Origin of the sequence: Erysipelothrix rhusiopathiae (assembly GCF_900637845.1) — a bacterium.
GTDB lineage: Bacteria > Bacillota_I > Bacilli_A > Erysipelotrichales > Erysipelotrichaceae > Erysipelothrix > Erysipelothrix rhusiopathiae.
On the sequence record NZ_LR134439.1, the window covers coordinates 873222 to 897050 of the forward strand.

Sequence of the window (23829 nt, forward strand, 5' to 3'; positions counted from 1 at the left end):
CTAATTTATGCTATTCTTAAAGGAAGAAAAAGGTGATGGATATGAAGAAAATACCCGTAATAAAAAATGAACAATTAACACTTGAAGTACTGGACCTTACATTTGAAGGATTTGGTGTGTTTAAGAAAGATGGTTTTCCAATCTTTGTGGAAAATTCAATACCGGGTGAGACCGTAACAATCTCTGTCACAAAAGTGACCAAACGCTATGCTTATGGTCGCATTATAAGCATTGAAAATCCATCACCCAAACGTGTCGCGTTGGTTGATAAAGTTGGAACACGCATTGGCACCATGCCGCTTCAACACATGGCATATGATCTTCAATGTGAGTATAAACAGAATCAAGTTAAAGCAACCTTAGGACGAGTAATTGATCTTGAAGGTGTTCCAGTCCTACCAACACTTGGAATGGAAAATCCATGGCACTACCGCAATAAAGCAACCATACCGGTACAATCCGTTAAGGGCGTATTAGAGACGGGATTTTTTAAACGGGGAACACATGAACTGATTCCGGTTGAAAATTTCTATATTCAAGAAGAAGCATTGGATAAAGCAATCTTGGTTATTCGCGATTTACTCCGTCACTTTAAGATTGAGGCTTATCAGGAAGCAAATCACACAGGGTTAATTCGAAATATTATGGTCCGACAAGGACACTACACTGAAGAATTAATGGTTGTTTTGGTTACAAATGGTACGGAACTTCCTTTTGAAAAAGACATTGTGAATTCGATCGTAGAAGCTTTACCCAAAACGGTAAGTATCGTTCAAAATATTAATACCAAACAAACAAATGTTATTTTAGGAAGCGAACAGAGAATTCTTTTTGGAGAAGATCTATATCATGATCAACTTTTAGGGAAAACATTTAAGATTTCTTCGAAGTCTTTCTTCCAAATTAATACAAAACAAACGGAAGTCCTTTACCAACAAGCCATTGAAATGGCTGAGGTTACAAGCGATGATGTTGTTGTTGATGCTTATTGTGGGATTGGTTCAATTACCTTAAACTTGGCAGACAAAGCGAAGTTTGTTTATGGTGTTGAGATTGTGGAAGACGCAATTATTATGGCGAAGGAAAATGCGAAATTAAATCACATTGAAAACGTGCAATTTGAAGTTGGGGAAGCCGAAAAAATTATGCCAACGTGGGTTAAAGAAGGCATTGAAATTGATGTATTGGTAGTTGACCCACCGCGTAAAGGTCTTGATCCTTTATTTATCGATGCCGCAATTGCTTCAAAACCTCGTCGTATTGTCTATGTAAGTTGTAATCCAATATCTCTTGCGAAAGATTTAAGATCGTTCATAGACGGTGGTTATCGTGTTGAAAAGGTGCAACCTGTAGACATGTTCCCTCAAACGACACATGTGGAAACAATTGTATTGCTCATCAAATAGTAGCGAAGTAAAAAAGTGAGACGCAAATTTGAGCGTCTCACTTTTTTTTATTTCAAGATATCGTTTAAGGACTCGGTGATTGTAGGATGTGTATAAATACGATCACGCAACACACGATAATCGAGTTTTAAATCCATGGCAAGCGTTATTAAGTTAATCATTTCATGGGATTCAATCCCAAAGAGAGAAGCACCAATGATTTGATTTGTGGACCGGTCAATTAGGATTTTAAAGAGCCCTTTTGTATTACCACTCACATGTGCTTTAGGGATGGTGCTTAAGGCTTGTTTGAACACCTGGTAATCGATGTTTTGTTCGAGGGCTTGTTGTTCAGTAAGCCCAACTCTTGAAAGTGGTGGTGTGATAAACAGGGTATAGGGTACAGTCGTTCGATTTTCAGTTGTGCGCTGATGATCGCCAATGAGATCATCTTCCACAATGCGGAAATCATCAAGTGAAATATAAGTAAACTGTTGTCCACCTTTCACATCACCTAAGGCCCAAATATTGGGTACAGTTGTTTTAAGGTGTGCATCAACGATAATTGCCCCACGTTGATCACGTTTGATATCCGTATGTTCGAGACCTAAATCATCAGTGTTTGGCTTACGCCCGATTGCACCAAGGATTTTAGAGGCTCTAATACTGTGTAGTTCATCTTGTGTAATATAAGTTACCAAAGCATGGTCTTGGTAATCATCCACAGCGCTGATTGTTACGTCCATATTAATCGAAATCCCCATATCCGTAAGCGTATCATAAATCGTATTTGCGATTTCACGATCTTCACGTGGTAGGAAAACCTCTTTTTCATCGAGAATAGTCACATTTGATCCATAAGCTTTAAACATTGAAGCAAATTCTAAGCCAATATATCCAGCTCCGATAATAACTAAATCAGAAGGAAGTTTTGTGAGATTCATTGCTTGCGTTGAATCGATAAGATGCTGACTGTTTTGAAGCGTTGGGGACTGAGGTTGGATGGGAACAGATCCCGTATTAATAAAAATCCGTTCGGCTTCGATTTGATATGTTTCCATCGCATCGCTTGTTACTTCAAGAATCATATTTGAAACAAAACGAGCTGTTCCATCTACAACTGTAATGAGTGGATTGTCACTAAGCATGTGATAATTCTTATTTCGAAGAAGGGAAACTGTTTGGTCTTTTGCACTGACTGCATCCGTAAAAGGGATGTGAGTTTCACTACCGTGAATTAATGCTTTTGAAGGAATACATCCAATATTAATGCATGTGCCACCATACATCTCAGGTGATTTTTCAATAACTAAAACTTCTTCTTTCTCAGAAGCAAGTCTTTTTGCGAGCGTTTTTCCGCCTTTTCCAAAACCAATAATAACATTCTTTACCTTTTTCATTGGGACCTACTTTCTTTATCAAGAACCAGTTTTTAGAATAGAAATACGGTTCTTTTTAATCACTTTGTATATTAAATATAACAAATTCTCCACAAAAAATTCCAATCATTTGCGCACATTAACAAAACAACTTAAACGAAAGATTGTATTTAGTAAATTTCAGTAACCGTAACGTCTAATGTTTACCTGTTTAAAGTTGATAGTCGTCATAGATTTAACTATAATGATTAATGAAAGCGTATACAGGAGGGGAATATGAAAAAAAGTAAATATCGCATGGTTATGACACTTTTATCAGTTAGCCTAGCGATACCATTGTTACCAATTACAAAAATTAGCGGGGACAACTCTATGAAAATCATCTCAGTAAATGATTATGGTGCGGATGCATCAGGAATGAAAGAAAGTGGACCAGCTGTTACCAAAGCACTTGAGGAAGCAAAGGCATTTGATGGACCTGTCGAAGTTCAGTTTGATCCAGGAACATACCGTATAACCAAAGAGTTTGCGCAAACGCGGGAAATCCACACATCCAATACAGACAGTGTTGATTTTCCAACCAAACATATTGGACTTTTAATCGAAGATAACCATAATCTAACACTCAATGGTCAAGGGTCACAAATACTTTTCGAAGGGAATATGATGGCTTTGGGTGTTGTGAAATCTTCCAATATCAAAATTCATAATTTATCATGGGACTTTTTAGTTCCCACAACATCTGAAATGACTGTATTTGATTTCGATACTGAAAATAAAACCGTCGATTTCTTTATTCCGTCCTATTTTAATTATGAGATTCAAGGAAATTCAATCCTATGGAAATCAGAAATGGATTCAAGCGGAAATCCGTATTGGACGGAACGTAATGGTCACCGCAATTATGGAATTCAAGTTAAATATCCTACAGAAATGATGGGACGAAGTTATTATGCGAACCAAGACCCTTTTCATGGTGTCTCAAACATCGAAACCTTATCCAGTGGTCTTTTACGCTTTACCTACAACACAAAGCCGCAAATTGATCCGGTATTGGGTATGAACTACCAATTGCTATCCAATACTGAACGCAGTACAGCCGGTGCGCTCGTGTGGGAGAGTAAGGACGTAACATTTGAGGATGTTAAGATTTCATATATGCATGGGTTTGGGCTTTTGGTCCAGATGTCTGAGAATGTTTATTTTAATCGTTTAAGAATGGAAACAGATATTGAGACTGGAAAAAACACTTCAAGTTATGCCGATGGCATTCATGTATCAGGTTCAAAAGGAAAAATTGAAATCACCAATTCATTTTTCAATAATACCCATGATGATCCTATTAATATTCATGGAACGTTTACTCGTGTGGAAAAAAGAATATCCGACACAAGCTTACAACTAAATTATATTCATAAACAGCAGGGTGGTTTTCCACAATTCTATCCTGGAGATAAGGTAGTCTTTTACTCTCGTGATACCCTCGAATCCAAAGACTCAGAAAAAGAGTATACCGTCAAACGTGTTCAAGGACCCAATTCGAGTGATCCGCGCAAAATGGTTGTGGAATTTGAAGAAGCGATTCCAAGTTATGTGGATGATAAAATTGGAAATCAACCGAAGTATGTAGCGGAAAACATTACATACACACCGGAAATTCTTATTAAAAACAATGATTTTAAAAATGTATTTACGCGTATGATTCTTGTAACATCTCGAAAGAAGGTTATCATTGAAGACAATCGCTTTGATGCTCCGACAATGCCAACCTTGTTTTTCTCTAATGACTCGGATGAATGGTATGAATCAGGTCCTATTCGTGATTTAGAAATACGAAATAATACCTTTAAAATTCGATCACTTGGAAGAACGTGGTGGAAGTACGCACCCGCGATTTACTTCCATCCTGTTACAAAAGGAGGGAACCTCCCATCCGTGGAGAATCCAATCCATAAAAACATTCTTATTGAAGATAATACATTCTACTTAGAAAGTGATGGGGTACTTCGAGCAGAAAGTGTTGAGAACCTTACATTTAAAAATAATAAAGTGCTTCGACTTAACCCAGAGATTAGACTCCATCTTGATGGAGATGAAACAATTGCTCTTGGGAGTGAACATCCACTTCGTCTTGAAGCAAACGGAAATCAAGTAGAGGGTTTAGGGATATTACCAAATGGTCCAGAGAATAATTCTGGATCTGTAGCGAATGTATTAGAATTTAAGAACAGCAAAAATGTGCATGTAAAAGGTAATACCTATGATGATGGACTCAAAAAAAATGTTCTCATAGAGGGCATGCAAGATCATCATTATGAAATTAAAGATAAAGATTTAAATATCTTAACGAAACGTGAAAATAAGAAGCCAACAGAACCTGTGGGTGATATCCATTATGTATCGACCCATCCTGACATTGTGAGTGTGGATAGTGATGGTATCATTCGTGCACATCAAGCAGGTACAAGCGATATTTATGCTTATACCATTTGGAACGATACGATCATTAAATCAAACATTAAGTCAATAACTGTTGATGAATCAAAGACTCTTAATCTGAGTGTGGAGAATCCCATTATACAGATTAACCCTTCCAGTGAACCGCAATTCCTTATTATTGATGGCGTATCGATTCGTCTACAAGACTTACACATTGAAAGTTTAGATGAATCGATCATCACATTTGAAAACGGAATCGCAAACATTAAGAAAAGTGGTATTGCGAAAGCATCCATAAGCCATGAAGGGAAAGAAGGACTTGTGTACTTTGTTGTGGATAATCCTGAAGATCAACTTGTTTTAAATCCACAAATCTCCGTAGAAGATCAAAATAAAGGACTAAGTCTTAATTCGACATCATTTTCCATCGATCGTGAGAATGGTCAAGATTTATGGGGGAAAGATAACCGCTTATCCAATCTTGTAGGTATCGATTTAAACGCCGTTAATGACGGAAAGCGGGTGATTGTTGCGACATTGGATGGATTACCCTTACGGGCTTCAAACAGTTGGGATTCGAGTTATATGTTGCTTATGAAACAAAATCAAGATGGGTCCTTAGACCGTGATAATTATATCTCAGTTGGAAAACGCGCTCATGCAGATGGAATTGGGTTTGTACAAGAGATTCATGGACAAGGAAAAGAAGCCGCAACAAACACGATTGAGGATAATTTTACAGTCAAACAAACGTTTGCACTGGAGCACCTCAATAACAAAATCAACACCTATATTTTGAAAGATGGAACATTTAAACTCATTCATACATTTGAAAATATTGAGCATCTCGGTGAGAGTCCATTTCTAGCCTTTGCAGGATGGGGTAATACACAAAATAATCGCACGTTTGAAGTGAGCGATCTTAAAATATATAACGGGTCGCTTTCGGATAGTGGTAATGTAGAACCCCTTAAGATACAAATTCCAGATTCGAACTCGTACGAACTTGAATCCGTCGAGATTTTGAATACAGAGGCAAACTTGTATCGCGTTAAAACGAATTATGAGGGAAAAACGCATGTATTCGTAAGAAATCAAGAGCAAATAAAATATGTGGATAAAGATATCATTCACTTACAAGATGGGAAAACATATGATATTGATGTAATCCATGAGGCATCAAGTGGTAAATTCTCAAATCGTATCCACCAAACTTATACAACTCAAGACGGCGAAGCGTATGCGTCAATTCATAATCAAAAACTTGAAGATCAGATGATTCTCACAATTCCTGCAGATCTTCTCGAATTATCTTACATTGATTTGGACGGGAAATTGCAGCCGGTATCGATCGAACATCGTGATTCGATTACACTTGATAACAAGCACGTTTATCTCAATAAAGTTAATTCGAATGAAGTTGAACTTCAAGATATCGAAACATCCTTTGGAACGGTTGATTTAAACCATCGGGACTCGTTTATTTATAGTGATCGTGAGAATACGCTCGAACTTAAAATCAAAGCCAATGTACCAAATGAGAATATTACTGTTGTGAATGAAGACCACGGAATAATTAAAACTGTTGATGAAGTGGGAAGCGTACATTTAGACATTTTTAACGGTGTAACCAGCTATCATGTTAAAGCACTAGCAGAAGATGGAATTACAACCGATACGCATGTCATACATATACTTCGCAATGCTCCAATTACAAAAAATATAGAAAAAATTGAATTAGGAGAAGAATTAATTCAACTCGATACGAAAACAATTGATTTTAAACATAAATATCAACTTAATGATTTAAAGGTAAATGCAGGAGATTCGATCATCACCACAACATTTAATAATGTTCCCCGCGAAAATCTAAATCGTAAAATGACTCCTTCGCAAGATGTAATTATGAAGGTTACATTCGAAGATCATCGCACGGTAGTCTATAAAGAATTTGAAGCGGTAAATATTCCGGTAAGTTTAGAGCTGAATCAAATTAATGGTTTGATGGAATTGATAGAGACATTAGTAAAGAGTGATTATACTTCGGAAAGTTGGAATGCACTAGAGGTTGTCTTAGTGAATGTACAGGCATTATTGAATCAAAAGGACATAACACAAGAGGATGTCGATGAAGGATATCTTAACTTAATGGCCGCATACAAAAATCTTGAAGTGCATAAAGTGGACAAACCAACCGACAGACCAACGGATAAACCAACGGATAAACCAGCGGATAAGCCGACAGATAAACCGACTGATACATCCGAAAATAAAGAATCAAATTATACTTCAACGGAAAATTATTTACCGCTTACGGGTGTACAATCAAAATTTGAATCAATTTTACTTGTTGGCTTAGGAATGGTGTTTATCACAATAAATCGTCGTAGAGGATAAAGGTTAGCCAATGACATGAATTTCCTCACTTTATTTGATATGATTAAGACAACATATCTTAATATCAGATATAAAAGGAGTTTATTATGGGAATGAATAAAGAATTTAATGCCGTTAAGGAATTTCATGAGAAATTTGGACATCCAGTAAAAAATGAGCCTGTAATGATGGATGCAGATCGTGCAGCGAAACGTTATGCATGGATGCTTGAAGAAATTAATGAATTTATCGAAGCGGAAGATATTGTTGAACAGGCAGATGCGATGATCGATACAATCTATTTTGCTTTAGGAACGCTTGTAGAGATGGGAATTGAACCAGAACCACTCTTTGAAATTGTTCAACATGCAAATATGAGTAAGCTTTGGGAAGATGGTAAACCACATTACAATGAAGATGGTAAGACCATTAAACCTAAGGGTTGGGAAGACCCTCACAAGAAATTAGAAGATGCGATTGAAGCAATGAAAAAATAACACAGATATCTGTGTTATTTTTGTAGGAGGTTATAATGACAAAGCGAATTAAAACAACAAAACAAGAGATTGCGGATTATTGGGCTTCCCAAATCGATGCGCTGAACTTGACGGTATCTTCGAAACAAGCGGGTACACACTGTTGGCGATGTGGTGTAAAAAAACGTTTAGACCGATGTCATATTCTTGCCGAGTCTTTAGACGGATTGGATACGCCATCGAATTTTGTATTGCTTTGCAAGCATTGTCATATAGATAATCCCAATATCAGTAATCCTCAAATCATTTGGGATTGGATGAAGGCATATGCCGTAAGCTCAGAACACGTGTATTGGTTTGAGCAAGGGCTTCGAGAGTACGCATATATTTATAACGAAAGCGTAGATCGGACATTAGTTGATTCGAAGTTGTTTCAAGAATATTTTCAAGAACAAATGAAGAATGTATCCCACCATTTTGGACAACCTCGGAATAATCCTGCGACGATCGCAGGTGCCATAAAATTAACGATGGATGAAATAAATAAGGACCGCTAAATGCGGTCCTTATTCTTGAAATAGATTATGTTCGTTTTGCGACAAAATTGCATCTCGAAGCCGAATTTGTGCGGCTTCCATTTTATTTAAATTATTGTCTTTCGCAAGTGTTCGTATTTCATCTTTGATCAAATCTGGGCTTTCTCCGGTAATCCGTGAAATCTCTTCTACAAAGACTCTTAACTCAGATTTGTAGGGAACAGGTTGTGATTGCTTCCAACCAATGTAGCTTAAAGAACATAAATTAGTAATAATTAGAAATACAATTAAATACTTTTTTTTCATACTTACAACATCCTCTCGGCATAAGTTTATAGATTTTCACTTAAATTGAAAAGGTTTGAAGCAGCAGTTTCTACGAAAAATAGGGATTTTAGAATAGAAACAAAGAGTTTGTTAAGAAAACGTTGATTGGGGCATGACTTTCACAATTTTATTTTAATGAAGATAATACATCCTTATAAATTCGATCAAAGGGTGTTGCTGCTTTTAGATCTTCAATAACATTTTGTGCAGCTTCTACATGATCAGTTATAATTCCAGTAACTTCCATGGTTAGGTATAAATCCATACGATCTTCTTCGTTTACAGTCCAAACGAAAAGGTCTTTATTGTAACGTTCGATATCATTTAATGTACGAGAAGAAATCGAAGAATCTTCGATAGAATAAAAATCGACATCCAATCGTTCTAATCCACCAATATTTAAGCCAAGTATATAACCAGTATACGTATCGGGATACAATTCTTTAAGTTTAAGAATTGCGGTTTTATCGAGTGATTGAAACGCGGTCACAGGACGCATTTCATATTTGTCGAGCGTGGCGATCATTTTCTCGATAAAGTCATCTTGATCATACTTTGAGGTTTTAAGTTCAACCATAAGCGGTTGGTTAAGTTTTTTTGCTTCCGCAACATATTCATCAAAAGTTGGAATTCGACTTTCATAGCCATTGTGGACTAAGGTTACTTTCTGAATTTCCTCAAGTGTAAGAAGATGAATGTTGTCAGATTGTTTGCTGAGGCGTTTTAACGTATTATCATGAAACACAACGAGATGTCCATCTTGTGTCATTTGAATATCCATTTCAACGTAGTCGGGCTTGTATGTACTTGCAATTTGTAACGATTCAAGTGTGTTCTCAATTGCTTTTACAGATTCACCACGGTGTGATACGACTTTGGTCGAGGAAGTCAAAGCGTCGCTGGGTGTATTCACGTAAACGTTAACACCAAATACAATAAAGACAACAACCATAACAATATTTACAAGGAGATGATGTTTTTTAGGTGCAAAGTTTTTCTCCCGTAAATAGGGTTTTTCGCCCAGAATCTCATGATATGCAACGACTGTAGCCTGTAAGGTAAAGATGCTTGAGTACGAAATCGTGAATGCTAGAAAAAAGAAAATCATGGATACAGAAAGTGCTCCAGTAATTTTCGCAACCTGAATCTTTGTGTCGGGTACTAAAGCCATGGGGATCGAAAGAAGGAAAACTCCCGCAATCGTAATCGCAGACGTTAATAAGGTAATTACCGTAACGAGTTGAAATATTTTGAAACTTCTTTTTTTGGTAAGTGCCCAACTCTCTTTCGCAGACTCTATAAAGCTAAGTTCATCTCGAGTGATGAAGATTACAGGTGTGAAGAAAAGTCTAATATTTAAAATAAAGGCTAACACAATAGCTGAAGTATATGCAATTAAACCTGCAGGGTTTTCTAAAACAGCATCGACAACAAATCGAGGTAAGTGTACATTGGATGTTATATTTGTTGTGAGGCCGATATTAGCGTTAGGCATGATTAAAAATATATAAACTAATATGAGTAAAATTTGCGACGAAAATATTTTCCGTAGCGGATTAATAAAATCGTTTTTTCCCAATTTCCGATTTTCATAGGGACGATTCGCAAATTTTATGATTACAGTAAGTTGAAATAAAATAAAAATCGCGATGAGTAGGACACTCATAATTAAGAATATAAGTGATGTAGGACTTCCTAATAGTTCCCAAAAATTCTCGTTTGTAATCCCGATGATGTTTGCTCTAAACAGTGCAATTTTAAACACACGATCTGCAATCTGTTTAATTAATAGTAGCGACATTGATTCCGCGAGGATAATAATAAGTACATAACGGAAGGTGTCATCTTTGATTTGAATAAAACTTTTCTTAAGTGTCTCAATTATTTTAAATGTTTTCATAAAAATCTCCTTTCGCTTCTATTATATGAGAGATTGGTATTAAAACCTATTAAGACTCTCTTAAGAAAAAAAAGAAAGCGCGTTACGCTTTCTTGCAAGTACAGTTATCTTGATCACAACCACATGAAACAACGCAGTTACAGTCGACGGAATCAACAGATTTTTTATCGCTCAACACATCCAACAACATTTTCTTATCTTGGTGGGAGAGATCATAGTGATCTATAATATTTCGCAACGTATTCCCAACTTCTTGAGCACAAATTGAATCAAATGCTTCCATAATTCGACTCTGTGTTCCTTGCTTCTCAGTCATTGTAGGACGGTAGACATAAGCTTTACCTTCAGTATCCGCTTTAACGTAACCTTTTTTCACCAAACGGCTAATCAATGTTTTAGTTGTTGCAGGTTCCCAATTTTTAACGTGTTTAAAATGGTCGGCAACCTCACGACTTGTGGCATGATCTAATGTCCACAATACACGTAATACTTGCCATTCTGAATCTGATACCAATTTCGTGTGTTTCATCGAATCACCTCTACAATTAGATTACATTTGTAGTCGATATAAGTCAAGGTAAATGATTAGGCTTTGTATGAAAAAAAGTTTAATTAAAATTACCACTTATGCATATAAATACCACTTAAGCAAACTGCATTTACAAGCGTTTATACATTCGATAAATTTGTGGAGAAAGATATGAGGTGATCGAAGTGATATTTATTGCCATGTGTATTAAAACAGAAAAAAATCGAGAACTTGTGAAAAAAGTGGTGACGCAATGTAGTGAGATTTTGTTGTTACCAATTGTTGCTGATTCTGTTCGGAAAGTTGATCAACATTATCAAATTGTGATAACAGATCATTGTTTCGCGCAATCGAAACATTTAGGATTAGATCAACATGTAGTGTATCTTGATGTTCCTATGGTGGATGATGTCCTGAAACATACTTACCATATTCCGTTTTGTCCGAATAAACTTTATCAATGCTTGTTGACGATAATTCAGGAGCACCGTCCTTGGTCAGATTGTATTGTGATTGATGGAAAACCATCACAACGTGTCTGTGCAGAGGATATTTATTATGTAGAAACAGAAGGCAGGAAAATTGCAGTAGTAACTAAAAATGGGAGATTTTATAGTAATCGTATCTTTTCGATTTGGGAAAAACTTTTATCACGATTCACATTTGAACACTGTTATCGAGGTATCATGGTCAATTTAAAATATGTAAGAGCTGTGTCTTCGAGTTTGCTTTTTTTAAACGATGGTACGCGTTTACCAATATCAAGGAGACGCTATCAACGGTTCTATCGAAACTATAATCGATTGAGAAAACAATAAGAAAGATGAAAATAATTTAGAAATCGTTTAAAATAGAGTTAAAGGAAGTGAGGCGTGAGCTCATGGATATTTTAATTCTTGGTCTGGGGACGATTGGAACGCTTTATGGTTCCTTGTTTTCTCGTGCCGGTCATAATGTTGAACATTTCCTTCGTGAAGGAAAAGAACATGTCGATTGTGTTCATGTGAAGTTACTTGATGGAAGACTTAATCCAAAAGGAAAAGAACTCTCCTACGACTATAAAATTAATCCATCAACAAAAAAAGAGTATGATTTTATTTTTGTCAGTGTCTCATCGGGTAATCTAAAGGAAGCAATGGATTGTTTAAGAAATGCGAAAATTCATGGAACCGTATTACTATTCACTGGAGTATGGACAGACCATAAGCGTCTGGATGAAATTATGGGTTTCTACAATTATATTTTAGGATATCCTGTAGGTGGAGGTTCAATGGATGAGGACGGAGTCCTTAAGGCAGTTGTGAATGAATACGTTATGATCGAATCGAAATCGCATGCTCGAATACAGAACTATAACCTTATGATGTCACTATTTAAGAGTTGTGATATAACATTTGAGATTCCACATGATATGTTGGAGTGGATGTGGGTGAGGATGTCCGTAAGTGCAGCAATTGTTTCTACCGTTGCGCTGTATGGAAATCTTAGTTTCCCTGGACCCTCTGTTGAGTATGTCATGACAAACAGTAAGGCATTAGCTCATTGTATACGTACAATACGAGAAACACTGTTAATCGCTCGTGGAAGAGGGATTAATATGAATCATTTTAAACAAGAGATTTTACCGTATAAATTTCCTGCAGGAATTTCTGGATGGGGAATGAAAGTAAAGTTTAAAACAAGTCGTATTGCGCGGGAATCAATGAAGAGACATAATAACATCGATGATTTAATGTATATATGTTATGAGGTTTATCAAGAAGGAAAACGTCAATGTGTACCGATGCCACACTTCACAGAAAATATGCAAGCGATGCTTGTGAAACTTGATGAACAGGAACATATTGATCAATCTTTATATAACCACATTACCAATTTCTAAAAAGACCACATCAGCTGAATGTGGTCTTTTTAGAAATTACTGGAAGAATGCGATTAATGAATGATATAAAAAATCAATGTTATCTTGTTTTGATAACGGATAATTTTCAATTAAAAATGAAAGATTGGATAATAATGAATAAATTAACTTTGTGATGATTTCAGTATCAAATACCCAAGGATTCGCAATGGGCATATCTTTGAACACTTCTTTAATATTCGTAAGAACAAAACCTTGTAGATCTTCTAAACTTTCGGCATTCATTCCACGAACACGTTTAAAATGCACTCCAAGTCCATGTCTTTTTTCAGAGTCATAGTATAAAACCTCTAAGCGTTTCCGAAATTTTGCGTTAAAGTCGACCTCTGTGGTAATACAATTTTTCAAACGAGCAAACGTATCAGCCCAACTTTTATGCACGACTGCAGCATACAGTGACGCTTTATCACGATAATAATTATAAAGTGTACCGACTGCGATGTTTGTTTCCTTTGCAATCATCTTCATACTTACATCTTCATAGTCATGCAAATAAAAAAGATGCTCTGCGCTCGCAAATATTTCTTCTTCAATATTATGTATAATCTTTGGCATAAGTTCCCTCAATCCTTGTAAATATAAGACAAGCATACCATAAATGAGCTTACAATATCATTAGATTTCATTGACAATGATAATCATTATCACTATAATGGATGTATAAGGCAAGTGCCCTATACTAGGAGGATATATATGGAAAACAACAGTACATTCCCATTGTTGGGAGAAAAATTTCCTACATTAAATGTGAAAACGACTCAAGGTCAAATGACTTTACCGGATGCATATGAAGGAAAATGGTTCGTTCTATTTAGTCACCCAAGTGACTTCACACCTGTGTGTACAACAGAGTTTATTGGATTTGCGAAAGCGGCAGATGAATTTAATGCAATTGGGGCAGAACTAATTGGTCTATCAATTGATGGCGTTCATGCTCATATGAAATGGATTGAATGGATTGATGAACATGCAAATGTTAAGATTCCATTCCCAATTATTGCTGATGAACTTGGACGTGCAGCATCACAACTTGGCATGCTTCATTCTGCAATGGGTACAAATACAGTTCGTGCAGTCTTTATCGTAGATGATAAAGGTGTGCTAAGATTAACAATGTATTATCCACAAGAAGTTGGACGTAGCATTGATGAAATTCTTCGTGCAACAAAAGCACTTCAAACAGCAGATAAATATAGTGTAGCAATTCCTGAGAACTGGCCAAATAATGAATTTATTGGAGATCATGGTATTGTTCCACCTGCATCAACAATCGCAGATGCTGAAAAACGAAAAGCACAAGCAAATGAAGGCGATACAGAGTACCTCGACTGGTGGTTTGTTCATAAACCAATTAAATAAGTCATAATAATAAAAAAAACGAATTCCAATTCTTAGTTCAAGAAGAGGGATTCGTTTTTTTATTATTAAATAGTAATAATTTCGTTAATTTCTGTGTGCATCAATTCCGTCAAACATATTTTTAAGACGTAAATGCAAGAATTTAACTTGAGTTTCAGTGAGTGCTACTGGAGGTTTGTGGCCGTCAACCGTACCTAAGTGTGTTTGTACTTTTCCATCTTTATCAATCGCAACAACAAAAGGTACATATCCATTTGAACGAAGTGCTTCAGGAAGTTGTTTATCCCAATCAGATAATCGTTTTTTTAAGTCGTCGTTATTACTATATTCAGAATTTTGAACATCCAACATCATAATCTCAGGCTTAATTTCGATTCCTTGTTCTTTGTAGCTTGCTTCTAAATCTGTGATAACAGTTTCCATTTCAGGTACGAGTGCGACACACCATGGACAATCTGCGTAGCCAATGTAGTAAATACCTTCTTTAGAATCTTCTAAATTTTTAATAATCGTTTCGGAATCTGTTGTTACATAGTGGTGATCTTTCTTGGTGAAACCTTTATAATCTTTCATGAGATTATTTGAGGTGCAACCGGTTAATACGAAAATTGAAACGAGTAGGACAAGTAATGTTTTTTTCATAATGACCTCCTTAGTCTCTTAAATTATAGAACTTTTTTCAAAAAATGCAAGAAAAACATAGCGTTTGTATATGTTAAGTATGTTGTTAGAAAAGGGATTTAGGTGTGGTATAATTGTATTTAAGTAAGGCAGGGATTTATATGACATATTTTAAATGTCCGAATTGTGGACAAGCATTGGAAGAACAGGATCGTTCATACGTATGTTCTAAGGGTCATCAGTTTGATCGGGCCAAGAGTGGTTATGTAAATTTGCTCATGTCTCAAAAAGATAAAATGAAGCAACATGGCGATGATAAGCAGATGGTTCGTGCCCGTAGAGATTTTTTAGATAAAGGTTATTATGGATTATTGCTTGAGCAGATTAAAAATGTCTTTGATAAGTTTTCGTGCAAGCAAATCTTGGATGCGGGATGCGGTGAGTGTTGGTATACAGAATCATTACTGAAACCCGAAAGGACGGTTTACGGTGTTGATATTTCGAAGAATGCGGTTGATTTAGGATCAAAGCGTAATTCTGATTTGACGCTCGCTGTTGGTAGTACCTTTGATTTACCGCTAATTAGTGATTCATTTGATGGATGTTTATCTGTTTTCGCCCCATTTAAAATTGAAGAAATCTTAAGGGTATTAAAAGAAGATGGCATTTTTATTCAGGTATTTCCACTTGCAAATCATTTGATGGAACTCAAAGAAATTGTTTATGACAAACCTTATGCAAACGATGTTGATGTGAAAATGTACGAGGGATTTCAATTGCTCGATGTGATGCAAATTAAAGGACCTATAGAAATTACATCGACAGAGGATATTTTAAATGTTTTTGCGATGACACCGTATGCACATCGTACACCTAAAGAAAATATTGAAAGACTGACGCAGTATTCACACCTAAATGTGGGCTTAGAGTTTGGTCTTGCAATTTATAGAAAAGAGACATTATGAAAAGACCTCAATTTATCGAAGAGTTTGTAGTGAGCAATGCTCGAGTGCTATTTTCGGAATTAAAACGCAATACACGGTATGAATCATGTTTGATTTATCAAGATCACGCATTGGTAAAATGTGAACAAGTTTGTTTTAGTAAATGTGAATTTGAGATGGATGCTTGTGATCGGGCAGAGTTTTTAGATGTCGTGTTTGACCGTTGTGACTTAAGCAATCATTCTCTACAAAAAAGTTATCTTTATCGATGTGAATTTCTTTCGTGTAAGTTAATGGCCAGTGAAATTTATGACAGCAAAGTTAAAGATGTCGTTTTTAAAGATACGCTAATGAATTTTATGAATTTATCACAATCAAGTTTTGAGAATGTTTTGTTTGATGGATGTCGACTTAATGAGTCGTCGTTGATGATGGCAAAGTATAAGAATATGAAGTTTAAAAATTGCGAGCTAACGGGTTTAAATCTATCCGATACACGCTGCAATGCTTTAGATTTAACCTCTTGTACATTTGATACGATTGTATATTCACCATCACTCATTAAAGGGATGCGCATTCGTGCAGATCAAGCGAGTGCGTTGATTGGTTATCTGGGTCTTATTATTGATTAACGAAAGGTGGTATTAAATATGAGTTTTATATCTTCGCTTTTTAAAACACGAACACCTAAACATATTTTAGAGGTTCGCAATCAAAAAGAATTTATAAATTATTTCTTAGAACTATTGCCGTTGTTAGGTTATGATTCGATTCAAGTTCCCGAATCAAAATATGCGCATGGCGTCAATGTTGTTGCAAAGAAAGATGGGATGCGTTGTGCATTTAAAATCGTATTTAATCCTAGAGAAGTAGGGACAGAGCCGATTTCAGAACTCGCAGCTGCATTAGTGTTCCATAAAGCAAAAATTGGTATTGTTGTTACAAACGGTGCGTTCACTGAAAAAGCAGAGCAATACTCAAACATTAAACGTATCAATCTCTGGGATGTTTATCACTTAGATAAGTTAGAAACAAGATTAAATTTATAGGAGGCTTTGATGAAGAAATTAGTGAATAAAGCTGTGAAAAAGGCGAATCGTAAACCATCAATGTTTTTGGCGGCGGGATTAATCGTAACCAATATTGTTCTTATGGCAATTGTTAAAGAAGGTTCTAAAAATGAAGAGGCGTAAGACGCCTCTTTTTAATGATTTGGTTTGTTGACTTTTAGTGATGTTTCAACTATTATTTAAGAAAGCGATGATAAGAAATAGTAGAAAATTAAAATAGCTAAGAGAACTGATGGTTGGTGCGAATCAGTGTATTAAGATTTTTGAACTCATCTTTGAGCATAATTTCTGAATCAGTAGGAAATTACGTCCCCTGCGTTAAAGGATTGAGAGTCTATCGAATATCGATAGGAATTAAGGTGGTACCGCGAGCAATTCGTCCTTTATAGGTACTTTTTTTTATGTTATAGGAGGATAAAAAATGTATAACCATTTAAAAATTGAGAAAAAATGGCAAAAATATTGGGATGAACATGAAACGTTTAAAACAGATGTTCATAACTTTGATTTACCGAAATACTATGTTTTAGACATGTTCCCATATCCATCAGGTAATGGACTGCATGTAGGTCATCCACGAGGATATACTGCCACGGATGTAATTGCACGTTATAAACGTATGAATGGTTTTAATGTATTACACCCAATGGGATGGGATGCTTTTGGTTTACCAGCAGAGCAATTTGCTTTGAAGACCGGTAATCACCCCAATGAATTTACAAAGCAAAACATCGCTCACTTTACCGATCAAATTAAAAGTCTGGGACTTTCCTATGATTGGAGTCGAGAAATCTCAACAACGGATCCAGGTTATTACAAATGGACTCAATGGATTTTCACAAAACTTTATGATATGGGATTGGCTTATGTTGATGAAAAGCCTGTAAACTTCTGTCCAGAATTGGGTACCGTTCTTGCAAATGAAGAGGTTATTGATGGCAAGAGTGAAGTTGGTGGTTTTGATGTAATTCGTATGCCGATGCGTCAATGGGTATTAAAAATTACAGAATATGCAGATCGTTTACTTGAAGATTTGGATTTAGTTGAATGGCCAGATTCAACAAAAGAAATGCAAATTAACTGGATTGGTCGCTCCGAAGGCTCCAATGTTATCTTTAAAATTGCAGATCATGATAAGGAATTTACAGTATTTACAACACGTGCGGATACATTATTTGGAAATACATACTGTGTTCTTGCGCCAGAACATCCTTTTGTGAAAGAAATTACAACAGCGGAAAATATTGACGAAGTCAATGCTTATGTTGAAAAAGTGTTACACAAGTCTGATTTAGAACGAACTGAACTGAATAAAGAAAAATCTGGTGTATTTACAGGTGCTTATGCAATTAATCCAGTTAATGGAAAAAAAGTGCCAATTTACATTGCAGACTATGTTCTTGCAGCATACGGTACGGGTGCGATTATGGCAGTACCTGCACACGATACACGTGACTTTGAGTTTGCTAAGAAATACAACCTTGAAATTATTCCAGTGATTGAGGGTGGCGATATTGCTGTTGAAGCGTACACCGGTGATGGAGTTCATATCAATTCTGGATTTTTAGATGGGATGGGTAAAGATGAAGCGATTGAAACAATGCAATCATGGTTGGTTGAAAATGGTTATGGTGAAGCGAAGACTACATATAAACTTCGTGACTGGTTATTTTCAAGACAACGTTATTGGGGAGAACCAATTCCAATTGTTCATTTAGAAGATGGAACCATGAGAACTGTTGAAATCGATGAACTTCCTTTGGAACTTCCAGAGGTTGAGCATTATAAACCGGCAAGTGATGGTCAGTCCCCACTTGCGAATGCAGGGGACTGGTTGGATGTTACCTTTGCAGATGGTACTAAGGGCCGTCGCGAAACAAATACAATGCCACAATGGGCAGGATCTTGCTGGTACTACTTACGCTATATTGACCCAGAAAACAATGAAGCGATTGGTGATCCAGAACTTCTAAAACATTGGATGCCCGTAGATCTTTATATGGGTGGTTCGGAGCATGCTGTACTCCACCTTCTTTATGCACGATTCTGGCATAAAGTACTCTTTGATTTAGGTGTTGTCGATACCAAAGAGCCATTTGGTAAGCTATACCACCAAGGCATGATTCTCGGTGCTAATAATGAGAAAATGAGTAAATCACGCGGAAATGTTGTGAATCCTGATGATATCGTTGAAAGTCACGGTGCGGATGCACTTCGTGTTTACGAAATGTTTATGGGACCATTGGATGGTGCTATTGCATGGAGTACACGTGGCCTTGATGGTATTCGTAAATGGCTTGATCGCGTTTACCGTTTAATGGTTGAGTCTGATAAAATTTCAGAAACCAATGATGGTAGTCTTGATTTTGTTTATAATCAAACCGTTCAAAAGGTTACACATGATATTGAAACATTTGGTATGAATACAGCGATTTCACAGTTAATGATTTTTGTGAATGAAGCATATAAAGCAGAGACACTTTATAAAGAGTATGCACTTGGTTTTATCAAGATGCTCGCTTGTTTCGCACCTCATTTGGGTGAAGAACTTTACGAAATTGTATCTGGAAATGGGGATATTAGTTACGAACCATGGCCTACATTTGATCCAAGTAAATTAGTACTTGATGAATTAGAGATTGTTGTTCAAATTAACGGTAAGGTACGCGCTAAATTCGTTGCACCAAATAATTTACCAGAAGATGAATTAAAAGCTCTTGTATATGATCAAGCTCAAGTTCAAAAGAATCTTGAAGGCATGACCGTAATCAAAGAAATTGTAATTAAAAATAAAATTGTTAACTTGGTTGTTAAACCAAACTAAAGCAGACGAAAGTCTGCTTTTTTTTTATTTTCTTGATAGGAAATGTTTGTGTTGCACTTTAATTAAAAGTGGGTGATATATGAAAAGTATTGTTTTGGCCTATGGATATGTCATTTTGGTCATGATGTTGTTTCTTTCGATTGTGTCGTTTTCTGTTTTCAAACGTGAATATCAACAAAAACGATTTCAATTCCGAAATGCTTTGGAAATTCTAATCCAAGAAATGCATCCTGATGATAATCTTAAAACTGTTTTTGCGGAACTTATGAATGATCAACATGGTGAAATAGTCGATCTTTCGTATCATTTTTATCCAAAGTTGCTGCAGGTTATATATAAAACGAAAGTAAGGGGATTGGATATTGTATTTGGGGAATTGATGATTGAGGAGGGGTTTTAATTAAAAGAAAAGTTGTATTATCCGTAGTGTGTGTGATTATGATCGTAAGTTTTATTGAAATAATGACGCGGATTCGATGTCGGTTTGAAAAAGTTTATCGCCTTAATACCGATTTAACACAACGTGAAAAAATTGAAGATCATCATTTGGAGGAAATATCGTTGCCAGAAAAAGGCATCAACGAATTTATGATTCGTAATAAGGAAAATGTCATCGGTCGGTACGTGAAACTTGGACACACGGTGTATAAGGGGCAAATCGTTGATCGACGTGACTTTGAACACTTTGATGATGCTCGCGGAAAACCATTATTGCTACTTGAACCTGAAGAAGTGCTTATGAGTGCAGAAGCGTCGATGGTGAATACAGGAGGAAACGTGTTAAGGGCAGGAGATTATGTAAACTTAAGCGTGAAACTACGTGAGTTTGATGGGGGAAGTAGGATAATGCCTTTATTGAAAGGAGTGCGTGTCGTAAATGTACGAGACCGTGACGGCCATGAGATTGAAGCAGGAAAGCAACCAAGCGTATTTAGTTTCGCGATTCCACAAAAAATTGAAAGTATCATTCACAAAGCTATCGAAATAGGAGATTTGTCGGTAGTGATTTGTAATGGAATTCCAAGTGTTATCAATGATTTGCAAAAAGAGGTGGTAGACCATTTTAACAACATTCTTTGATTTTGGACCGCTCACTCCTTTTGTAGAGGATGAAAACATTACAGATATTAATTTTAACGGTGTTGATTTATGGATTGATGATTTAGTGAGGGGAAGACTCGTTCATCGTAATTTTTCAAGTCACGAAATTATGTGGAGAATTTGCTCACGTCTATCTAATATTGTAAACCTTCCATTTAATCAACAACATCCTGTTTTGGAAACGGATTTAAATGAATTGCGCATTAGTGTCATCCATCCAAGTGTTACACGCTTCTTAAGTGTCTCAATTCGAAAGACAACGTTTAAATTGCGTTTGAGTGAAACCTATATTGAATCTTCGTCATACATGAGCATTTCTGCTCTTAAATTCTTAAAATACGCAGTGCGCTCTAAGTGTAATATCTTAGTAAGTGGGCTTCCAGGGGCAGGTAAGACTGAATTGATTAAGTTTTTGGCTGGTTATATCAGTCGCGATGAACGAATTATCACAATTGAAGATTCCTATGAATTACATCTAAAACAAATTTATCCACCTTTAGATACAGTGGAAATTAAAGTTGATGAACGTTTCAATTATTCGCAAGCGATTAAAGCGAGCCTACGCCAAAGACCAAATTGGTTATTACTAAGTGAAGTAAGAGGGTCGGAAATCGTGGATCTACTAAGGTGTATTTCTACAGGTGCGAGTGTTATGAGTACCGTTCACGCTAGAAGTGCGATGGAAATTCCCGATCGTATTCAACAGATGACGCCAATTAATGCAACGGAGCATATAAATGAACAAAAAATATCTGATGCAATTAATATTGGTATACACATTGATTTAAAAATTTCTTCTGGTGGGATTCAGCGTTATGTAAGAGAAATCGTTGTTTTTACACGCGAAGGTCATTACCGATTGTATACTTTTAAAGGTAAACGGCTCCAGACTAAAATTCCAGAATTAATCAAGGAAAAGGCAGAATTGTATGGTGTAAAATGGTAGTAGTTTTAGTCATTGTATTCATATATATTTATCGTAACCGTCATGATTTTATACAAGCAATAAAATGTGTTAGCCAATATGAACTTTATACGGGTATGTATAAAACATATCAACTTTATCTAATTGCTTTTATCCTACTTGTTTCCATCGTATTTATTGGAATACTATTTAGACTTAAAACACCCCTGATTGCCTTGCTCAGTGCATTTTCGATATGTTGTGGTGTTATTCTACTTCATATATTGTGTTGCTATCAGAATCAAAAAAATAACTTTCAATCCTTGTATCTTTTTCTAAGTTCAAACGCATCGTTTTTTAGAAATTGGGAAAAAGTATTACCGTGTTTAGAGCACACTGTAGCTACTGAACCGTCCTTTAAATCTTATACAGACATCATACTTAATGATATCGAATGTGGCGCATCGTTAATTAGCGCTTATAAAAAAATTTCGACACATTATCTTGTTGTAACGCTCGCTGTAATTATGGAGATGGCAGAAACTTATGGAAATGCCGGTCTAGATCACGCACTTCTTAGTTATGAAGAAGATTTAGATCAATGGAAAGTGTATACAGAGAAACTAAACCAAGAACTTTTAGGAATGCGATTAAAGGTTTTGTTACTCACTATAATGAGTATTGGCATTGCGTATCTATCAATAGGAATGTTGAGTGAAACAGTGGAAATTGTCCATTCATGGTTCTATCAGTATGCAGTAACTGGATTTTTGATTGTTATTTTAATTGTACTTATGGAAACTATGAAAGGAATGAAAGTGTCTTGGATTTGCGAGGAAGAGTGTATTGATTAGAGTTTGTATAAGTGTTCTCTATATTTTTATAGTTCATATATTTGGAGAACCTTTAATCGATTTATTTTTTCTAAAGCAATATCATAAATTTCACCGAATTACGCGAGTTAATCCTTCACGTAATATGAAACTACATAAAAATCTATTGTATATTTTGGCTCCTTGCATTTTATGTGGTGGAAGAGCAATTTTATGTGGTGGTATGATGCTCTTATTTATTGAAGTTTCAGTCTTTTTTAGAGCATACCGTAACTATAAAAAAGAAATTTCGATGCTTCTTTATGAATTCCCAATGTGGTTAAGGGAACTGCAATGCTTATTAGCCTATAACACGGTTTATCAGGCCATCAAGACAAGTTATGAGATTGCACCGAAGTCATTGCGCTACTCTATAAATGAACTTGTGAAGGGGATTGAAATGCATCCATCGTCAATTGATCCTTATCATGCTTTCCTAAAAGACTACGATAGTTTGGAGGTAAGAAGAGTCATGAAGGTACTTCATCGAGTGGGAACAGCGGGTACTGATGATGCGACGACACGTCTTAATGCGATGATTGCGGAATCACATCATTGGCTTATGTTCTCCAGAAATCAGAAGAAAGAAATGAAAATTACGCAAATTAGTGCAATGGGTTTAGTTCCGCTTGTGGGTGTAGGTATTTTATTTTTACTTTTAATGGGGCTTGTGGTTGTTTCACTCATGGAAGGGGGGTGAGTTGTATAAAAGCTTTTTTTGAGGAATATGGACTCGTGCTTGTGGTAACAGTAATTGCGACGGGTATGATTGTTTTTTCGAATGAATTTAAAGATGTGTTGAAAACAACACTCCTTAATCAGTGGCAAACAATGACAACACGTAATTAATGAAGCAAGCAATTGAA

At 36.0% G+C, this 23829-nt stretch carries 24 protein-coding genes and 1 other annotated feature; of the genes, 18 read left to right on the forward strand and 6 right to left on the reverse strand.

The window, feature by feature from the left end:
* The first annotated feature begins 41 nt into the window (after nt 1-41).
* Complete coding sequence (gene rlmD / locus EL194_RS04235; RefSeq protein WP_034886906.1) at nt 42-1406, forward strand: 23S rRNA (uracil(1939)-C(5))-methyltransferase RlmD; 1365 nt, start codon at nt 42-44, stop codon at nt 1404-1406.
* A 47-nt stretch (nt 1407-1453) separates the two neighbouring features.
* On the opposite strand, the gene EL194_RS04240 is transcribed toward rlmD, so the two are convergent.
* Entirely contained in the window at nt 1454-2785 is a 1332-nt protein-coding gene (locus EL194_RS04240) for an FAD-dependent oxidoreductase (RefSeq protein ID WP_003775826.1), read from the reverse strand.
* Between the two features lie 255 nt (nt 2786-3040).
* On the opposite strand from EL194_RS04240, the gene EL194_RS04245 reads away from it, so the two are divergent.
* The 3 genes from EL194_RS04245 (at nt 3041) to EL194_RS04255 (ending at nt 8612) form a co-directional block, all read left to right on the forward strand.
* A complete protein-coding gene (locus EL194_RS04245) occupies nt 3041-7600 on the forward strand; it encodes a PT domain-containing protein (RefSeq protein WP_003775824.1) in 4560 nt (1519 codons plus the stop codon).
* A gap of 86 nt (nt 7601-7686) precedes the next feature.
* On the forward strand, nt 7687-8076 hold the full coding sequence (locus EL194_RS04250) for a pyrophosphohydrolase domain-containing protein (protein WP_003775820.1): 390 nt from the start codon (nt 7687-7689) through the stop codon (nt 8074-8076).
* A 35-nt stretch (nt 8077-8111) separates the two neighbouring features.
* Nucleotides 8112-8612, forward strand: coding sequence for an HNH endonuclease (locus tag EL194_RS04255; protein WP_003775819.1), 501 nt, complete (start codon nt 8112-8114; stop codon nt 8610-8612).
* Nucleotides 8613-8621: 9 nt separating this feature from the next.
* On the opposite strand, the gene EL194_RS04260 is transcribed toward EL194_RS04255, so the two are convergent.
* The 3 genes from EL194_RS04260 to EL194_RS04270 all read right to left on the reverse strand — a co-directional run bounded on the left by EL194_RS04260 (nt 8622) and on the right by EL194_RS04270 (nt 11347).
* On the reverse strand, nt 8622-8897 hold the full coding sequence (locus EL194_RS04260) for a hypothetical protein (protein ID WP_003775818.1): 276 nt from the start codon (nt 8895-8897) through the stop codon (nt 8622-8624).
* Between the two features lie 148 nt (nt 8898-9045).
* On the reverse strand, nt 9046-10818 hold the full coding sequence (locus EL194_RS04265; protein ID WP_003775817.1) for a glycerophosphoryl diester phosphodiesterase membrane domain-containing protein: 1773 nt from the start codon (nt 10816-10818) through the stop codon (nt 9046-9048).
* Between the two features lie 82 nt (nt 10819-10900).
* The gene (locus tag EL194_RS04270; RefSeq protein ID WP_003775816.1) at nt 10901-11347 is read right to left on the reverse strand and encodes a CopY/TcrY family copper transport repressor; all 447 of its coding nucleotides are present in this window, start codon (nt 11345-11347) and stop codon (nt 10901-10903) included.
* A gap of 176 nt (nt 11348-11523) precedes the next feature.
* Between EL194_RS04270 and EL194_RS04275 the strand changes: the two genes are divergently transcribed.
* Both EL194_RS04275 and EL194_RS04280 read left to right on the forward strand, forming a co-directional pair.
* The gene (locus tag EL194_RS04275; protein ID WP_003775815.1) at nt 11524-12165 is read left to right on the forward strand and encodes a LytR/AlgR family response regulator transcription factor; all 642 of its coding nucleotides are present in this window, start codon (nt 11524-11526) and stop codon (nt 12163-12165) included.
* 62 nt (nt 12166-12227) lie between these two features.
* Entirely contained in the window at nt 12228-13229 is a 1002-nt protein-coding gene (locus tag EL194_RS04280; protein WP_003775814.1) for a ketopantoate reductase family protein, read from the forward strand.
* Between the two features lie 36 nt (nt 13230-13265).
* Here EL194_RS04280 and EL194_RS04285 read toward each other — a convergent pair whose 3' ends face one another.
* On the reverse strand, nt 13266-13823 hold the full coding sequence (locus EL194_RS04285; RefSeq protein WP_013852509.1) for a TetR/AcrR family transcriptional regulator: 558 nt from the start codon (nt 13821-13823) through the stop codon (nt 13266-13268).
* A 138-nt stretch (nt 13824-13961) separates the two neighbouring features.
* Between EL194_RS04285 and EL194_RS04290 the strand changes: the two genes are divergently transcribed.
* Nucleotides 13962-14627 carry a peroxiredoxin gene (locus EL194_RS04290; protein ID WP_003775812.1) on the forward strand — a complete coding sequence of 222 codons (666 nt, stop codon included), beginning with the start codon at nt 13962-13964 and terminating at the stop codon, nt 14625-14627.
* A gap of 84 nt (nt 14628-14711) precedes the next feature.
* Here EL194_RS04290 and EL194_RS04295 read toward each other — a convergent pair whose 3' ends face one another.
* Nucleotides 14712-15269, reverse strand: a complete 558-nt coding sequence (locus EL194_RS04295) for a thioredoxin domain-containing protein (protein ID WP_003775811.1) — start codon at nt 15267-15269, stop codon at nt 14712-14714.
* Nucleotides 15270-15409: 140 nt separating this feature from the next.
* Here EL194_RS04295 and EL194_RS04300 point away from each other — a divergent pair, with 140 nt between their 5' ends.
* The 11 genes from EL194_RS04300 to EL194_RS08560 all read left to right on the forward strand — a co-directional run bounded on the left by EL194_RS04300 (nt 15410) and on the right by EL194_RS08560 (nt 23812).
* Nucleotides 15410-16213: a putative RNA methyltransferase gene (locus EL194_RS04300; protein WP_034886871.1), complete on the forward strand. Its 804-nt coding sequence runs from the start codon at nt 15410-15412 to the stop codon at nt 16211-16213.
* Nucleotides 16210-16824 carry a pentapeptide repeat-containing protein gene (locus EL194_RS04305; protein ID WP_003775809.1) on the forward strand — a complete coding sequence of 205 codons (615 nt, stop codon included), beginning with the start codon at nt 16210-16212 and terminating at the stop codon, nt 16822-16824. The genes EL194_RS04300 and EL194_RS04305 overlap by 4 nt, the downstream gene beginning before the upstream one ends.
* 18 nt (nt 16825-16842) lie before the next feature.
* Nucleotides 16843-17241 carry a restriction endonuclease gene (locus tag EL194_RS04310; RefSeq protein ID WP_003775808.1) on the forward strand — a complete coding sequence of 133 codons (399 nt, stop codon included), beginning with the start codon at nt 16843-16845 and terminating at the stop codon, nt 17239-17241.
* Nucleotides 17242-17250: 9 nt separating this feature from the next.
* Nucleotides 17251-17385: a hypothetical protein gene (locus tag EL194_RS08695; protein ID WP_003775807.1), complete on the forward strand. Its 135-nt coding sequence runs from the start codon at nt 17251-17253 to the stop codon at nt 17383-17385.
* A 58-nt stretch (nt 17386-17443) separates the two neighbouring features.
* Nucleotides 17444-17649, forward strand: a binding site (T-box leader).
* A gap of 34 nt (nt 17650-17683) precedes the next feature.
* Nucleotides 17684-20086: a leucine--tRNA ligase gene (leuS, locus tag EL194_RS04315; RefSeq protein ID WP_003775806.1), complete on the forward strand. Its 2403-nt coding sequence runs from the start codon at nt 17684-17686 to the stop codon at nt 20084-20086.
* Nucleotides 20087-20165: 79 nt separating this feature from the next.
* Nucleotides 20166-20486, forward strand: a complete 321-nt coding sequence (locus EL194_RS04320) for a hypothetical protein (RefSeq protein ID WP_003775805.1) — start codon at nt 20166-20168, stop codon at nt 20484-20486.
* Between the two features lie 38 nt (nt 20487-20524).
* Nucleotides 20525-21166: a CpaB family protein gene (locus EL194_RS04325; RefSeq protein ID WP_003775804.1), complete on the forward strand. Its 642-nt coding sequence runs from the start codon at nt 20525-20527 to the stop codon at nt 21164-21166.
* Nucleotides 21167-21296: 130 nt separating this feature from the next.
* Nucleotides 21297-22133: a CpaF/VirB11 family protein gene (locus EL194_RS04330; protein WP_003775803.1), complete on the forward strand. Its 837-nt coding sequence runs from the start codon at nt 21297-21299 to the stop codon at nt 22131-22133.
* On the forward strand, nt 22127-22945 hold the full coding sequence (locus tag EL194_RS04335; RefSeq protein WP_003775802.1) for a hypothetical protein: 819 nt from the start codon (nt 22127-22129) through the stop codon (nt 22943-22945). The genes EL194_RS04330 and EL194_RS04335 overlap by 7 nt, the downstream gene beginning before the upstream one ends.
* 202 nt (nt 22946-23147) lie before the next feature.
* Nucleotides 23148-23663, forward strand: a complete 516-nt coding sequence (locus EL194_RS04340) for a hypothetical protein (protein WP_232012980.1) — start codon at nt 23148-23150, stop codon at nt 23661-23663.
* Nucleotides 23660-23812: a hypothetical protein gene (locus EL194_RS08560; RefSeq protein WP_003775800.1), complete on the forward strand. Its 153-nt coding sequence runs from the start codon at nt 23660-23662 to the stop codon at nt 23810-23812. The genes EL194_RS04340 and EL194_RS08560 overlap by 4 nt, the downstream gene beginning before the upstream one ends.
* The last annotated feature ends 17 nt before the right edge of the window (nt 23813-23829 follow it).

What these genes read in the sequence shown, in the direction of transcription:
- rlmD (WP_034886906.1), top strand. Translation starts at nt 42, where the DNA reads ATGAAGAAAATACCCGTAATAAAAAATGAACAATTAACACTTGAAGTA.
- EL194_RS04265 (WP_003775817.1), bottom strand. Translation starts at nt 10,818, where the DNA reads ATGAAAACATTTAAAATAATTGAGACACTTAAGAAAAGTTTTATTCAA.
- leuS (WP_003775806.1), top strand. Translation starts at nt 17,684, where the DNA reads ATGTATAACCATTTAAAAATTGAGAAAAAATGGCAAAAATATTGGGAT.
- EL194_RS04330 (WP_003775803.1), top strand. Translation starts at nt 21,297, where the DNA reads ATGTGGAGAATTTGCTCACGTCTATCTAATATTGTAAACCTTCCATTT.
- EL194_RS04255 (WP_003775819.1), top strand. Translation starts at nt 8,112, where the DNA reads ATGACAAAGCGAATTAAAACAACAAAACAAGAGATTGCGGATTATTGG.
- EL194_RS04280 (WP_003775814.1), top strand. Translation starts at nt 12,228, where the DNA reads ATGGATATTTTAATTCTTGGTCTGGGGACGATTGGAACGCTTTATGGT.
- EL194_RS08695 (WP_003775807.1), top strand. Translation starts at nt 17,251, where the DNA reads ATGAAGAAATTAGTGAATAAAGCTGTGAAAAAGGCGAATCGTAAACCA.
- EL194_RS04285 (WP_013852509.1), bottom strand. Translation starts at nt 13,823, where the DNA reads ATGCCAAAGATTATACATAATATTGAAGAAGAAATATTTGCGAGCGCA.
- EL194_RS04240 (WP_003775826.1), bottom strand. Translation starts at nt 2,785, where the DNA reads ATGAAAAAGGTAAAGAATGTTATTATTGGTTTTGGAAAAGGCGGAAAA.
- EL194_RS04270 (WP_003775816.1), bottom strand. Translation starts at nt 11,347, where the DNA reads ATGAAACACACGAAATTGGTATCAGATTCAGAATGGCAAGTATTACGT.
- EL194_RS04260 (WP_003775818.1), bottom strand. Translation starts at nt 8,897, where the DNA reads ATGAAAAAAAAGTATTTAATTGTATTTCTAATTATTACTAATTTATGT.
- EL194_RS04295 (WP_003775811.1), bottom strand. Translation starts at nt 15,269, where the DNA reads ATGAAAAAAACATTACTTGTCCTACTCGTTTCAATTTTCGTATTAACC.
- EL194_RS04305 (WP_003775809.1), top strand. Translation starts at nt 16,210, where the DNA reads ATGAAAAGACCTCAATTTATCGAAGAGTTTGTAGTGAGCAATGCTCGA.
- EL194_RS04320 (WP_003775805.1), top strand. Translation starts at nt 20,166, where the DNA reads ATGAAAAGTATTGTTTTGGCCTATGGATATGTCATTTTGGTCATGATG.
- EL194_RS04335 (WP_003775802.1), top strand. Translation starts at nt 22,127, where the DNA reads ATGGTAGTAGTTTTAGTCATTGTATTCATATATATTTATCGTAACCGT.
- EL194_RS04310 (WP_003775808.1), top strand. Translation starts at nt 16,843, where the DNA reads ATGAGTTTTATATCTTCGCTTTTTAAAACACGAACACCTAAACATATT.
- EL194_RS04250 (WP_003775820.1), top strand. Translation starts at nt 7,687, where the DNA reads ATGGGAATGAATAAAGAATTTAATGCCGTTAAGGAATTTCATGAGAAA.
- EL194_RS04290 (WP_003775812.1), top strand. Translation starts at nt 13,962, where the DNA reads ATGGAAAACAACAGTACATTCCCATTGTTGGGAGAAAAATTTCCTACA.
- EL194_RS04300 (WP_034886871.1), top strand. Translation starts at nt 15,410, where the DNA reads ATGACATATTTTAAATGTCCGAATTGTGGACAAGCATTGGAAGAACAG.
- EL194_RS04325 (WP_003775804.1), top strand. Translation starts at nt 20,525, where the DNA reads ATGATCGTAAGTTTTATTGAAATAATGACGCGGATTCGATGTCGGTTT.
- EL194_RS04340 (WP_232012980.1), top strand. Translation starts at nt 23,148, where the DNA reads ATGATGCTCTTATTTATTGAAGTTTCAGTCTTTTTTAGAGCATACCGT.
- EL194_RS04245 (WP_003775824.1), top strand. Translation starts at nt 3,041, where the DNA reads ATGAAAAAAAGTAAATATCGCATGGTTATGACACTTTTATCAGTTAGC.